10 protein-coding genes are annotated in these 14935 nt (G+C 32.6%); 5 read left to right on the plus strand and 5 right to left on the minus strand.

Annotated elements, in window-relative coordinates; all coding sequences use genetic code 11:
- The 4 genes from nagB to OA93_RS00020 all read right to left on the minus strand — a co-directional run.
- Positions 1 to 842, minus strand: an 842-nt coding sequence (gene nagB, locus OA93_RS00005) for a glucosamine-6-phosphate deaminase (RefSeq protein ID WP_039111037.1), incomplete at its 3' end; no start/stop codon positions are given.
- 44 nt (positions 843 to 886) lie between these two features.
- On the minus strand, positions 887 to 2269 hold the full coding sequence (gluP, locus tag OA93_RS00010) for a glucose/galactose MFS transporter (protein WP_039111038.1): 1383 nt from the start codon (positions 2267 to 2269) through the stop codon (positions 887 to 889).
- 182 nt (positions 2270 to 2451) lie between these two features.
- Entirely contained in the window at positions 2452 to 3327 is an 876-nt protein-coding gene (locus tag OA93_RS00015) for a sugar phosphate nucleotidyltransferase (protein WP_039111039.1), read from the minus strand.
- Between the two features lie 27 nt (positions 3328 to 3354).
- Positions 3355 to 4431, minus strand: a complete 1077-nt coding sequence (locus OA93_RS00020) for a galactokinase family protein (protein ID WP_039111040.1) — start codon at positions 4429 to 4431, stop codon at positions 3355 to 3357.
- Between the two features lie 403 nt (positions 4432 to 4834).
- Here OA93_RS00020 and OA93_RS00025 point away from each other — a divergent pair, with 403 nt between their 5' ends.
- Positions 4835 to 5875: a LacI family DNA-binding transcriptional regulator gene (locus tag OA93_RS00025; RefSeq protein WP_039111041.1), complete on the plus strand. Its 1041-nt coding sequence runs from the start codon at positions 4835 to 4837 to the stop codon at positions 5873 to 5875.
- A 1-nt stretch (position 5876) separates the two neighbouring features.
- Here the strand turns inward: OA93_RS00025 and OA93_RS00030 are convergent, their stop codons facing one another.
- Positions 5877 to 6527, minus strand: coding sequence for a sugar-binding protein (locus OA93_RS00030; protein ID WP_082001740.1), 651 nt, complete (start codon positions 6525 to 6527; stop codon positions 5877 to 5879).
- 172 nt (positions 6528 to 6699) lie between these two features.
- Between OA93_RS00030 and OA93_RS00035 the strand changes: the two genes are divergently transcribed.
- From OA93_RS00035 to OA93_RS00050, 4 genes are all read left to right on the plus strand, one after another.
- Positions 6700 to 7923, plus strand: coding sequence for an FN3 domain-containing metallophosphoesterase family protein (locus OA93_RS00035; protein ID WP_039111042.1), 1224 nt, complete (start codon positions 6700 to 6702; stop codon positions 7921 to 7923).
- 780 nt (positions 7924 to 8703) lie between these two features.
- Entirely contained in the window at positions 8704 to 11778 is a 3075-nt protein-coding gene (locus OA93_RS00040) for a TonB-dependent receptor (protein ID WP_039111043.1), read from the plus strand.
- 11 nt (positions 11779 to 11789) lie between these two features.
- Complete coding sequence (locus OA93_RS00045) at positions 11790 to 13487, plus strand: RagB/SusD family nutrient uptake outer membrane protein (RefSeq protein ID WP_039111044.1); 1698 nt, start codon at positions 11790 to 11792, stop codon at positions 13485 to 13487.
- A 138-nt stretch (positions 13488 to 13625) separates the two neighbouring features.
- Entirely contained in the window at positions 13626 to 14924 is a 1299-nt protein-coding gene (locus OA93_RS00050; RefSeq protein WP_039111045.1) for a DUF3472 domain-containing protein, read from the plus strand.
- Positions 14925 to 14935: the final 11 nt, after the last annotated feature.

Consider the following 14935-nt stretch of genomic DNA (forward strand, 5'->3'; position numbering starts at 1 on the left):
TCTGTCCAAACAATTTTCTCTACTAACCATGGTCTGTTGATTCTTGTTAGTTTTGATGATGCTTCTTTGTCTAAAACAAAAACCACATTGTTATGCTCTTGCAAAAATGACGCAGGGATTCTATTAGTAACTTCTCCTTCTACAGATTTTTTTACAACGTCTGCTTTTCCTTCTCCCCAAGCTAATAGAATAACTTGTTTAGCTTCCATTATCTTTTTTACTCCAAGTGTAATGGCTGTTCTTGGTGTATTGTTTAATCCAAAAAAGTCTTTACTTGCAGCAACTCTGGTGATATGATCTAATGCTACTAATCTTGTTTTTGAGTTTTGTAAGGAACCTGATTCGTTGAATCCGATATGTCCATTTGCTCCAATCCCAAGAACTTGTAGATCGATTCCGCCCAGAGCTTCTATTTTAGCTTCGTAATCTGCGCAATAATCTGCTATTTCTTCTTTTGTTAAAAGTCCGTCTGGAATATGGTAATTTTCAGGTAAAATATCGACTTGATCCATCAATAATTCTTTCATGAATCGTACGTAGCTATTTACTGAATCTGGCTCCATTGGATAGTATTCGTCCAGGTTAAAAGTGATTACGTTTTTAAAACTTAATCCTTCTTCTTTGTGTAAACGTACTAGCTCAGCATATAATCCTTTTGGGGATGATCCTGTGGCTAATCCTAATACACATGATTCGTTTTTCTCTTGTTTTGACTTGATAAGTGCCGCTATTTGCTGCGCAACTGCTTTGGATGCATCGGTGGAATTCTCAAAAACTACCGTGTCAATATTTTCGAATCGTTTTTCGAAACCTGTCGCCTTATCTATGGAACTTTTTAACATTATTCGCTTCTTTTTATATTTACTTTATTTATTTATCCTGTTTTTTATTTGCGTGACCAACTTCTGTATTTATGTCCTTTGAATGCAAAAAATATAATCATTAAGTAGCATGGCACTAACATTAAATATGCTATCTGATTTCCGCTTTTAGCCGTTTTAGCAACTCCATTTGCTATATTGGCTGCATTAACACTTTCTGCCCAAGCTCCATAAATTAAAGGAAAGATTGCTCCTCCTATAATACCCATGATTAAAATTGCGCTTCCTATTTTGGTATATCCTTTTAAATCCTGTAATGCCATTGGCCATATTGCCGGCCAACAAAGTGCATTTGCAAGTCCCATTAATGCTACTAAAATAACAACTAATGGTATCGCTGGAATCCCCGAAAACTGAACTGTTATTGCAGGTGATATTACAACTATTAAAATTACTAAAATTAATCCTAAAATTCCAGATGCTTTTAATGCAGTAACTTGCGAAAGATATTTAGGTATTAATGTAATCCCTAAAACATATCCTACTACCATTGCTGACATTGTAAATGAGGTTAATTTTAAATAAAAATTACCGTCTTTACCATATACTCCCAAATGTTTTCCGAATCCTCCAATGGAATCTCCTGCTAAAACTTCGGCTGCCAGATATAGCATTAAAGTTATTACTCCTAAAACTAATTGTGGATGCTTGAAAGCATTTTTTATTTGCTTAAAAATACTTAAATGTAGTACATCACCTTCTTCATCTAAATCAATTTCTGGTAATGGTGATAGCTTAACTAAAAGTGCCAAAACCAAAATAACCAATCCCATATAAAGATATGGTGTTTGCAATTGTAATGTGAGCAAATTTAAGGCTTCTGTTTTAGAAACTTCATCTAAAAGTGCAATTTTATCTGCTGTGTATTCTTGCATATTTGATAACACCAAAGCTGTCAGGGCTAATGGGGCTATAAATCCTGCAAACTTATTTGCAATTCCTAAAACGCTAATTCTTGCTGCTGCGCTTTCTCTCGGTCCGATAACAACTACATAAGGATTTGCAGCGGTTTGCAAAATTGCTAAACCTGTTCCCATGGTAAATAATGCTAATAAAAAGAATACGAAAGTTCTTGTTGCTGCTGCTGGATAAAACATAAAAGCTCCTACTGCAATTACAATTAAGCCAAGCGAAATTCCGTTTTTATATCCTACTTTCTCGATAACCCAAGAAGATGGAATTGCCATTACAAAATAGGCAATGTAGAAAGCAAATGTTACAAAATAAGCTTGAGAAGCAGTTAACTCACAGGCTAATTCGAAAAAAGGAATTAGCGGCCCGTTAAGCCAGGTAACAAATCCTAAAATAAAAAATAATGCGGTTAAAATAACCATAGGAATAATGGTACTCCTCTGGTCTATACGTATTGCACTTTCAATCTTTGACATAGTTATTTTTTGGTTGATGGTTAATAGATTAGTTATTTTTTTTCAATCTAAAATAGCACCAACACTTTCATAATTTTTGCAAATTAATCACGGGTTGTGCGATTTTTTTGCAATACTACGACAAAAGTAGCTCAATAAGTTCTTCTTATTCCTAAATTAGATATGAAATTTTTGTTAATTTTTTATGATTCCCAGTTTAGTTCTGGGTAGTTTTTTTTAAGATATTCTTTTACTTCTGCAATATCTTCTTTGGCAGTTAAATCTGGAACATGTTCCGAAAAAGGGATTCCTAAAGCTGCATTTGGGTTGTCTTTTATTGTATTTAAAAGCACTGTAGGCAATTCTTTTTCGTCTCTTTCTGGATTAACCGGACAATTTTTTAAATAAGGATACAGCATTGCTCCATCAAATTTAAAAGCATTCATACTTACTCTTAATTTCCCTTCGGAATCTTTGTAATTTTCTAAATCGTCTGCGGTTGGTTTTTCCAGAATATCCAATAAGTGATTATTTTTATCTAGTTTGGCTATTGCAAAACGAGAAATTCTTTCGGATGGAAAATCCAATGCGTCACGGTCGTAGCCAATAAAAGCATTTGGGCTGTTAGTTTCTCTTAGCGCCAGCAAAGCTGCTGTAGAATATAAATTATCACTATTGCAAGCTGAGTAACTTTGGGTGTTCATCTCTGGATATTGTTCTACTGCCTGAAATAACGCATCGGCTGTGCCAAATGGTTTTACTCTGCCTTCGGGAATATACTGTACAGCAAATGAAATATTTAATCCATGAAAATCATTGTTTTTATCTTGATTTCCGTAGAATTCTTTAAACAAATCTCCTTGCTCTCCTATAATGATGATGATATTTTTATATCCTGCTTTTTTTGCATTTAGCAAAAGATAATCTAACAAAGGTCTTCCATTAGGACCAACTCCTATTAATCCTTTACTTCTTTCATTCGCCTGAGCGATTTCTTCTTCGGTTAAATTATTTAATACAACTTCTTTTTTCATTCGAGAAGATGCACCGCCTGCTAAAATAATTAAATTGTCATGCATAATTTGTTCTTTAAAATTTTAAAATTATTATATTACTCTTGCTCCCGGATCAACGGTTACAGTATATGCTTCTTTTGCTCCTGCTGCTAATATTGCAGCTACAACCGCATCTTCTTTTTTAGGATCTGCAATTACAACAATGCTTCCGCCTCCGCCTGAACCAACAATCTTGGCACCATAAGCTCCAGCACGTAAGGCTGCATTAATCATATCGTCGATTTTTGGTACTGTTATTTTTAATAAATCCCTCAAAACAGCATGGTGCATGTTCATTAATTCACCAATTCTAACCAAATCAAGTGTTGGTTTATCAAATTCTTTTAAAGCTTCTTTTGTATATTGATAGTTCTTTATAGCTGCTTCAAAAAACGGAATCAATCTGTCTGGCAAATAATTACGATATTTATCTATATCTTCTAATTCGGTTTTATGTAAATCAAAATCTTTAAAATTTTGCTTTATAATATCGATAGCCAATAATGCATTGCCTTTTAATTCTCCTATCAACCCAATTGTTTCTTTTGGAACTCCCGAAACACCTGTAATTAATCCTTTTAATTGTGTGCCAATTATATTGTACGAGAACGGAACGCTTGTATTAATATGAACAATATTCCCTACTCCTATACTAAAATGATCCATCATTCCGCCTGGTTCTCCATGTTCCAAAACTTCTGAAGCATACCCCATTTGCGCAATAAACTCTGGAGTAACTTCGCAATCAACTCCATAAGCTGTAATTAAAAAGTTAATCCATGCCATTAATAATGCCGATGAACTTGACGTTCCTGAATTAATCGGAATATCTCCTTTTACAGTAATATCATATCCAACTGTAGGGATACAACCGTATCTTCTTAAAACTCTCAGCGAAGAAGCGAAATAATCACGTGGTTCTAATTCTTCAAAAGTTGCATTGATATCAATGACTCTAACTTCATTAATATCCTCCATGTTTAGTTTAAAAATAGAAGTCTCATTTTCTACTGCTGTTAATTGTATATTTCTATTTATTGCACAAGCTATAACAGGTAATCCTAAATAATCCTGATGATCTCCAAAAAGGCACGTTCGTCCTGGTGCCAATGATATAATTTTCTTCACTTTTAAAATATATTAAAATACTGCAATACTGGTAATTACACTATTATTAGTTTATAAAATAGGCTTTTATTTTAGTTTTAACTTTACGAAACTAGATATTAAATTTTAATTAACCTAAGAAAAAAACAAAAAATGTGCTCGAACACACTTAAATAATGTTATCGAGCACACTTATATAGATGCCTGAAAATGTTGATAAAAATCTTCTTGAAATTTATTAAGATTTTTATGTTAATTGAAATTAAGAATACCTAATTTTATATTTTTGTTTTACATTCCGTTTTTTCAGTAAATTAACCATTTATTACACAACCAAATACTTCATTACAAATAAAAAAGCCATTTACTTTATAAATATCTCCTAAAAAGAATAAATACAAAGTTTTTATATATTTGCCTCCTTATGAATAAAAAATATACGATTAAAGATATTGCTAAATTAGCAGGTGTTTCGAAAGGTACTGTTGACAGGGTTTTGCATAAAAGAGGAAAAGTTTCTCCGCTGGCTCTAGAGAAAGTAAACGAAGTTTTAAATGTAATTGATTACGAACCCAATCTTATTGCTCGAAATTTAAAGAACAATAAGATATATCATATCTGTATTTTATTACCCGATCCTCAAATCGACCCTTATTGGCTTCCTTGCATTCAAGGAATTAAAGATGCTATTCAGGAATTTAAAGCATACAATATACGTGTTGAAACATTTTACTTTAATCCCGAAAAAACAAAATCGTTTACAAACACAAACGAAACGATTATAGAGAAATCGCCAGATGCAGTTTTGCTAGCTCCTTTATTTCATAAGGAAACATTAGATGCTATAAAAAAATACGATTCTTTAAATATTATTGTAAATACATTTAATAATCAGGTAGAATCTACTTTAATCAAAAATTTTGTAGGGCAAGATTTGTTTAGAAGTGGTCGTGTAGCAGCCAAATTATTAAATACAATTATAGATAAAGGCCAAATTGCAATTATACACATTGATGAAACTTACAAGAATGCAATTCACATGCAGGAAAAAGAAAGAGGTTTTAGAAATTATTTTAGCGAAAAAGAAAACCTTAATTATAAGATTACAACATTAAAACTAAAAAGCCCGAATGTTGAAGTCACTCTAAAAAACTTCATCAATGAAAATCCAGATTTATCTGGTGTTTTTATTACTACATCCAGAGCATATCAAATAGCCAAGACAATTAACGAGGTTAAGGATAGAAAAATTCGAATTATTGGTTATGACTTAATCGATGAGAATGTAAATAATCTAAATCTTGGCGTAATTGATTTTTTAATTCATCAAAACCAAAAAAGACAAGCATATCTTGGCATAACATATCTTGTAGAGCATTTCCTTTTTCATAAAGAAACACCTGCTGTTACGCTCTTACCTATTGATATTATTAACTCCGAAAATGCCGATTTTTATCTGGAATAATCTAGTTTTTCAAGGTTAAAATTCCAAATGATGATGCAATATGAAAATTAGGCGTTTCGGTAACAGGATCCACCCAAGTTATCCAAGTGGGTTCATAATCGGAATCATTGGTTTTAGAATACTTGGCTCTAAAAATTCCAGTTTCGATTTGATTGTTCTTTATTAAATTAAGCTTCTTTAAGGATGCAATACGTATTGCGCCTTCTACAACAAAAGAATCCTTATTTACAGATGATTTAACTAATAAATCATCTTTTGGCCAAGACCAGTCAAAATTAAGATTCTTATCAGGATACGCTATAAAATCCATTACTCTGGCTGCGGTATCAATCTCCATACAATAATACGGATTAAGCGAACTGTCTGGTCTAAAAAAGAGCTCTACCCTATCGGAATTATTGATACTATCAATACTATCGTCTTTCTCTACTATATGAATTTCAGAATCATAAACGGTAAAACAAAAAAACAATTGCTCAGCATCCCATAAGGCTTTAAACTCGATTCGGGAAACCGCTTTAGAATCCCAAGGCGAACAAAAATCATCCAGGATAATTGCTGTTTTCCATAAATCAGAATCGCCTTTTCCGGATACAATTAATTGGTTTGCAGCTATTGACTTTACTTCGTAATTCTTAATTCCCTGATTCATATTATTCTTCAATTATCTTTTTGACATAATATTACAACAACACAAATATAATGTGCTCGAACACATTTTACAATACTTTTCTTTGTTTAATAAAATATAATCTATAGTTTCGTTCCTATTAACCTCAAAAGAACAACCTTTTTAACTATAAATAACCAAATTTTTATCTTTTATGAAAGAAGAAAAAAACTCCCGTCGCTCATTCTTAACTAAGACTATTGCAGGTATTTCGGGAACAGTTATAGCAACAGGCTTACCATTATCAGCATTAGCATCAAACACAAATATCGAAGTATTAGACGTTAAACATGATTTTTTAACAAAGCCCTATTTGCAAGCTCCCACAAATGATGGCATTACAATAATGTGGCTCACTAACCAACTTTGCTTAAATTGGGTAGAATATGGCGAAACCGAAAAATTAGGGATCAAAGTCCAGCAATGTGCTCATGGTATGATGAATATTAATTCTAAAATCAATACTGTAACACTCACAAATCTTAAATCAGATACGACCTATTACTATAAAGTTTTCTCCAAACAAATTTTAGATTTTCAACCATATAAAATCACTTTTGGAGATATTATAAATAGCGAAACATATCATTTTAAAACACTCAATCCAAAAGCAAAAGAAGTAAGCTGGCTCGTTTTAAACGACATACACGACCGCCCGAAATCTTTTGGAGAACTCATACAACTTAACCAAAATAAACCTTACGATTTTGTTTTCCTTAACGGAGATATGTTTGACTATCAAACGGATGAAAACCAAATCATCAATCATTTACTTAATCCTTGTAGCATATTTTCAACTGAGAAACCATTTATGCTTGTAAGAGGAAATCATGAAACCAGAGGTAAATACTCAAGAAATCTATTAGATTATTACTACAACTACGATAAGAAAGAGTATTATACTTTTAAAATGGGTCCCGTTTTTACAATTGTTTTAGATACTGGCGAAGATAAAAAAGACTCACATCCTGTATATGGCGGAACTGTAAATTATGATTCTTATCGAGAAGAACAAGCAGTTTGGCTAGAGAAACAAATGAAGTCTAAAGCTTTTAAGAATGCTCCGTTTAGAGTAGTAATGATGCACATTCCGCATTATCATTCCGATGAAGAACACGGAACAACCGAATGTCGCAGGTTATTTGGTCCTTTATTCGAAAAATATAGAATTGATTTGTTTGTTGCAGGACACACACACGAATACGGAATGTTCGAACCAAATAAAGATCACTCCTATCATTTTGTTATTGGCGGCGGACCAGAAACTGGAATTAGAACTTTAATACGAATTGAAGCCAATCCTAAAGTTTTAAATTTGCAAATGCTTAATGATTCTGGTAAAGAAATTGGCTTGTTTCAACTTAATAGCAAAAGGTAATTTTTTAAGGTTTAAACTTTTTTAATATTCCGTTTGTATTCGATATTTCGATTACTATTTAAACTGAAATTACAGCCTGGTTTCTTTTCATTCCAAATTCACATTTTTTAACAAAAATTAACTTAAATACACACAATAAAAATCCTTCAAATGATTGCGGTCATCTGAAGGATTTCCTGTTATCTCCATTAAGCTAAAAAGACACACTAAATCTTAAGTTTATAATACCGTTATTGATACTATATTATCGCCTTTGTTAACACAATATTTCAGGAATATTTAATATTCAACTGTACCCTTATATAAGAATTTGATACTTTTTTTATCAATCCTCTTTCTTTATTTCATCTTCTTATGGTAATTACCATCAAAACACTAGTTTTTAAATAATCAAGAAGCTTCATATTTTTTAATAAGAAACTAGAATTTTATTACTAAAAAAACATTTTCCATAAAAAAAATGTGCTCGAGAACACAAATATTGTGTGTTCGAGCACATTTTTTGTGTTTTTCCTTGTTTAATAAAAATTAAATATATAGTTTCGTCATATCTTAAAAAATAAAGTACAATTTATGTTAAAAAAACATAACTAAATAAACAAGAAAAAGTGTACATATTTAAGATTGCAAAAATTGAATTTTCAGCTAATTAATAGTAAAAAAAGAATAGCATCACGATTTCATTTAAGGCAGATTTCCTTAAATCGATTATAATAAAAATGAATACCAGTTAACACAACAACACAAAACAAATTATTAACCAAACCCATTTTTAAGAGTATGAATTTATTAATTAAACAAAAACCTAGAAGTTTTCGGTTAAACGCCCCTTCTAGAAAGGAAATTAAATTAGCAATTCTTTCATTGTTCGCTTTGACTTTTCAAATTTCAAACGCTGCTTCATCAAAAGAAGTAAGCACAAATAGAATTGATTTATCATTGGTACAAAAAATTGTTAAGGGTAAAGTAACCGATTCTAATGGAATGCCACTTCCTGGAGTAAATGTTCTTATTAAAGGAACTGCTATCGGTGTACAAACAGATTATAATGGTGAATTTGCCATAGAAGTAGCAGATAATCAAACAGTATTGGTTATTTCTTATATGGGAATGCAAGAACAAGAAGTAACGATTGGAAAAGGGCCTATCGTTGTAACTTTAAAAGAAGCTGGAGAAGTAATGGACGAAGTAGTTATCGTTGGTTACAGCAAAATTAAAAAAGAAAGTCTTACTGGAGCTTTACAAACGTTAGATAATAAAAAACTTACTGATATTACTACTCCATCTGTAGAGAATTTATTAGCTGGTAAAGCTACCGGAGTTTATGTAAGTTCAGGAAATGGACAGCCAGGAGATACTGGTAAAATCGTTATTCGTGGAAAAACTACTGTTAACGGAAGTACTGATCCTTTATGGGTCATCGATGGTGTAATTGTAGGAAGTAGTTCTGGAAATATGAATCCAGCCGACATCGAAACCTTGACTGTACTTAAAGATGCAGCATCTACAGCGGTATATGGTTCACAAGGTGCAAATGGTGTAATCATTGTTACTACAAAAAGCGGAAAGAGTGGCAAGGCAACTATTAATGCCTCTATCAAAACTGCTGCAACAACTGTAAATACAGGAAATTTTGACATCATGAATGGTCAGGAATTATATGACTTATATGACTCTTTCCCTAACAAACAAGATTTTAGTAATGCATGGTGGTGGAACCCTGAATTAAGAAACAAAAATTACGATTGGTGGAAAAATGCTACTCGAACTGGTATTGCAAGAGATTTTAACTTATCAATTAACGGTGGTAGTGACGTATTTAAAAGCTATGTTTCTCTTGGTATATATGACGAAACTGGTGCTATAAAAGGATATGATTATACTCGTTATAACTTACTACTTAAATTTAGCTATAAAGTAAACAATTGGTTAACCATACGTCCTCAAGCTAATATTACACGTACAGAAACTGAAGACAAACAACATTCTGTCGGTGCTATGTATGGCAATATGCCTTGGGATAGCCCATATCTTCCTGATGGAACTTTGGTAGGCAACCAACCAAATCCTACTTGGGTAAACACAACGGGTTCTAACTATTTGTATGACTTACAATGGAATTATGGAGAATCTGAAAGATATAGTGTTCGAACCAATTTAGACTTTGATGCTAAAATTAATAGTTGGCTATCATTCACTTCTACAAATAACTATACCTTCTCAAATTATAATTCAATGACCTACATTGATCCAAGATCTTCTGAAGGGTTATCAGTAAAAGGAAGAATTACAGATGAAACTACTAGTAGCAATCGTTTTTATACTAGTCAATTATTCAAATTCAACAAATCATTTGGAGCACACGCTATAAACGCAATTGCTGGATACGAATGGAATGAATATAATGGTAAAAGTACTGAAGGTGTTTCAACTGGAATACCTCCAGGATTTATTGTTGCAGATGCTGCAACTGTTCCAGAAAAAGTTAAAGGTAACAGATCTCAATGGGCGGTTCAATCTTTGTTTACCAACATCAACTATACATATGACGACAGATACATGGCACAATTTTCTATACGCCGTGATGGGGCTTCTAATTTTGGAGAAAATGCAAGATATGGTAATTTCTTTTCTATTAGTGGTGGTTGGAATATTCATAAAGAAAAATTCTTTAAAGCCGATTATATCAATAACTTAAAACTTAGAGCTAGTTATGGTTCAGTAGGAAACAGACCAAATGGTTTATACTTGCACTTACCTTTATATTCTGTGTCTTCTGGTTATAATGAAAATCCTGGTGCGCTTATTTCTCAAATAGGAAACCCTGATTTAAGCTGGGAAAAAACGTTTACAACTGGTATTGGTTTAGATGTTAGTTTCTTAAACAGAATTAATCTAACATTAGACTATTACAATAAAGACACCTCTGGTTTATTATACGAGGTACCCTTACCTGGAGTAATTGGAGTAACAAGTATCTGGAGAAATGTTGGGGCTGTAAACAACAAAGGTTTTGAGGCATCTATTAACGTAGATATCATTAAAAATGAAAACTGGAGATGGAATGTAGATGCTAATATTGGTTTAAATAGAAATGAAGTGACAAGCCTTTACGGAACAAAACAACAAATTATTGTTCCTGATGGAACTGGAATCTCAGGTTCAGCAAACAAACTATTAACACCTGGTAAAGATGTAGATACTTGGTACCTTACAGAATGGGCTGGTGTAAATCCTGATAATGGAAAGCCAGAATGGTTTACAACCAATGCAGCTGGAGAACGTGTTAAGACATCTAACTATGGAGATGCATCTAAAAATCAAATTGCTATCGATGCCTACACGCCATCTTATTACGGAGGATTCTCGACTAGTTTAAATTATAAAAATTTCGATTTTGGAGCAACATTCAGTTATTCAGTAGGTGGTAAAATTTATAACTATGCTCGTGCAGAATTTGATTCAGATGGAGCTTATACAGATCGTAACCAAATGAATCTTCAAAAAGGATGGAGTCGTTGGGAAAAACCAGGGGATATTGCTACACACCCACAAGCAATTTATAACAATTCGAGCAACTCAAATAAAGCATCATCACGTTTCTTAGAAGATGGGTCATACTTAAAAATGAGAAGTGTATCATTTGGATATAATTTATCTATTGAGCGTTTGAATATTTCTAATCTAAGAATATTTGTATCTGGTGAAAACTTGTTTACAATTACCGATTTCTCAGGTGTAGATCCAGAAATACCTCCATTTGAAAGAAATGGTGTAAGAACAATAACTGGAGTTTCAACCTCAGTATATCCACAGACACGCAGATTTGTATTAGGTTTTAATCTTACTCTTTAAAAAACAGAACCATGAAAAAAATATTCATATTATTTATTACCCTTAGTTTTCTATCTTCATGTGAGCTGGAGCGAGAACCATTTGGCTCATATACAAAAGATAAAATTATGCAGGATAAAGAAGCTGCTGTCGAAGTACTTCTTAACGGATGTTATGCACAACTTAAAGGTTGGTCAGATGTAATGCACCGTGTTGGTGAATATCCTGGAGACAACATCATGATTAGAGGTACCTCTACAGATGCATTCTATACTTTTATTTCTTATCAGCATAGCCCTGTCAATGATAGACTATCTACTTTCTGGAATAATAGTTATAAAGTTATCTCACAATCTAGTGACTTAATGAAAATGATTTCTGAAGGAGAAAGCCCTAAAATGGATCAGCAATTAGGAGAAGCTTATTACCTAAGAGGAATGGTTTATTTCTATTTAGTTAAAACATACGGCAGACCTTATGCACAATCTCCAGAAACTAATTTGGGTGTACCAATTGTTAACGGATTACCGGAGGATATTGCCAACATCAATCTTCCGGATAGAGCTACAGTAAAAGCATCTTATGAGCAAGCTATTAGCGATCTTAAAAAAGGAGAAGCATTAATGAATGAAAGCAGAACTGCTGCTTATGCAACCAAAGAAGCTGCTCAGGCAATGCTTTCAAGAGTATATTTATACATGAGTGGAACTTATGAAACGCCAAATCAACAATACGCTGATTTATCTATTGAGTATGCTAACAAAGTAATTTCTAGCGGTCGTTATAATATGCTTAGCAGAGCTGATTTTATGAAATATAACACTTTTGCACCAGATGCAAGCGGACAAACAGAAACTATTTTTGCTGTTAAACGTGTGGCTTCAGAGTACTCTGGTTTTGATCATTATTATGGTATTGGTGGTATGTATGCTAATATTCAAGGACAAGGTTGGGGAGAAATGTACGCTAGTGCAAAATACTTAGATTTATTACGTAAATCTGGTTTAAAGAAAGATGCAAGATGGGCTTTTATCGATCCTCAATATGCATTGGATGCTGCTAACAATAAAACAGAAGCTTTCCGTTTTATAACAGATGCTTTTAATGCCGCAGGAGTACAAACGGGTTATAACTATGTACAACAACCTCTTAAAACTAATTCTAGCGGTTCATACTATATTACTATAGCAAATACAGATTACAATCTTACTGTAGTAAATGCTGCCGAAAATAGTTATTCAATAAATTATGCTGGTAAAACCTATGTAGGAGAAAAAGATTATATGATGTTATTAAATCGTGTATATCCTATGTACTACGTTACAAAATGTTCTTTGCAAGACAATAGCTCTCACCTACACTCGCCTATTATTTCAAGATTAGCCGAAATGTATTTGAATATGGCCGAAGCTTATGCTAAAAAATCAGATTATCAGAATGCTCTTAAGAATTTAAATATTGTTAGAGAAAGATCAATTGTAGGTGGTGGATATACTTCTTTAACTAGTACAAATGCTGTACAACTTATTGATGAAGAACGCCAACTGGAACTAGCTTTTGAAGCACAACGTGGATATGACGTTTATAGAAACGGACAAACAATGACACGTCATTACCCTGGTCCTCATACACCAATGGTAGATTATCCGGCAACAAGTCCAAGAGTAGTACAATACATTCCGCAATCGGAAATAAATGCTTATCCTGGAACTTTAACTCAAAATCCTTAATAAAGATTTTGAAAAACTAATTTTGAGTTTAATGGTTAGTTAGTAAATAAGGCTCTCTTTAGAATTTCCCTCTTATATAAATAAGGGGGATTCTAGAGAAGTTAAATGCAAAAACAACAATAGCTAAAATCAGGCTAAATGAAATATTATAAAATTATTTTCTCTTTCCTTACATTGCTGCTTATTAGCACAAATGTATTAGCACAAGATTCAAAAAACGAAATCCATTTGCCACTTGGCGGAAATGCTTTTAGTTCTTACAATCTTGAAAGTAATAATACTATAACCGATAACGGAATAGAAAACTGGACAGATCCTAAAGAATACTTTACAGTTTATTTTAGAGTTTCAACTCCAGGATTAATACGAATCTCAACAGATGAATTTGTAAATATTCAAGGAAAATCTACATTAGAATTTGGTATTAACAAAGAATTCAAAAAAATCGAATTTGACGAAAGTAACAAAAGACCAATTGTAATAAACGAATGGAAAATTATTGATACAGGATATGTTGCTTTAAAAATAAAAGGGATTAGTAAAACACAAAACAATTTCCCTTCTATTTCTAAATTAATCATTAGCGGATCAGCACTCCAAGGAAAAACTGCTTTTGTACCTAATAATGATGACAACTTTTTTCACTGGGGACGAAGAGGTCCTTCGGTACATTTAAATTACGAAGTACCCGAAAAAGTAAACGTTCAATGGTATTATAACGAAATTACCGTTCCTGTAAACGAAGATAAAATAGGTTCTTATTATATGGCAAACGGTTTTGGCGAAGGGTACTTTGGAATTCAGGTAAATTCTGAAACAGAGCGCCGCGTATTGTTTTCTGTTTGGAGCCCTTTTGTTACAGATGATCCAAAAAGTATTCCTGAATCGCATAAAATTAAAATGCTAAAAAAAGGAGAAAATGTACAAACTGGTGAATTCGGAAATGAAGGTTCTGGTGGACAAAGTTATTTAAGATACAACTGGAAAGCTGGCAAAACATATAAATTCTTGCTTAACGGAGTTCCTCAAAATGATAACTCAACCACATACACTGCATATTTTTATGCACCCGAAGCAAACAAATGGATGTTAATAGCAAGTTTTAACCGTCCGCAAACCAATACTTATCTAAAAAGATTTCATTCTTTCTTAGAGAATTTCGTGCCACAACAAGGAAATAAATCTCGCAAAGTTTTGTTTAACAACCAATGGTATTGCGATGATAAGGGCGTTTGGACAGAAATAGATTCGGCTATTTTTACAGTAGATAATACTGGAAGAAAAGGATATAGAATGGATTATTCTGGTGGAGTCGAAAAAGATTTTTTCTTTTTAAAAGGCGGAGGTTTCTTTAACAAATATACTAAAGCCAAAACTAAATTTACAAAACCATTAAAGCATAATAAGCCAAGTATAAATTTTAGTACTTTGCCATAAAAAAACAGTAA

The sequence above is a fragment of the Flavobacterium sp. KMS genome (assembly GCF_000813005.1).
Classification (GTDB): Bacteria; Bacteroidota; Bacteroidia; order Flavobacteriales; family Flavobacteriaceae; genus Flavobacterium.

What these genes read in the sequence shown, in the direction of transcription:
- gluP (WP_039111038.1), bottom strand. Translation starts at nt 2,269, where the DNA reads ATGTCAAAGATTGAAAGTGCAATACGTATAGACCAGAGGAGTACCATT.
- OA93_RS00015 (WP_039111039.1), bottom strand. Translation starts at nt 3,327, where the DNA reads ATGCATGACAATTTAATTATTTTAGCAGGCGGTGCATCTTCTCGAATG.
- OA93_RS00025 (WP_039111041.1), top strand. Translation starts at nt 4,835, where the DNA reads ATGAATAAAAAATATACGATTAAAGATATTGCTAAATTAGCAGGTGTT.
- OA93_RS00030 (WP_082001740.1), bottom strand. Translation starts at nt 6,527, where the DNA reads ATGAATCAGGGAATTAAGAATTACGAAGTAAAGTCAATAGCTGCAAAC.
- OA93_RS00035 (WP_039111042.1), top strand. Translation starts at nt 6,700, where the DNA reads ATGAAAGAAGAAAAAAACTCCCGTCGCTCATTCTTAACTAAGACTATT.
- OA93_RS00040 (WP_039111043.1), top strand. Translation starts at nt 8,704, where the DNA reads ATGAATTTATTAATTAAACAAAAACCTAGAAGTTTTCGGTTAAACGCC.
- OA93_RS00045 (WP_039111044.1), top strand. Translation starts at nt 11,790, where the DNA reads ATGAAAAAAATATTCATATTATTTATTACCCTTAGTTTTCTATCTTCA.
- OA93_RS00050 (WP_039111045.1), top strand. Translation starts at nt 13,626, where the DNA reads ATGAAATATTATAAAATTATTTTCTCTTTCCTTACATTGCTGCTTATT.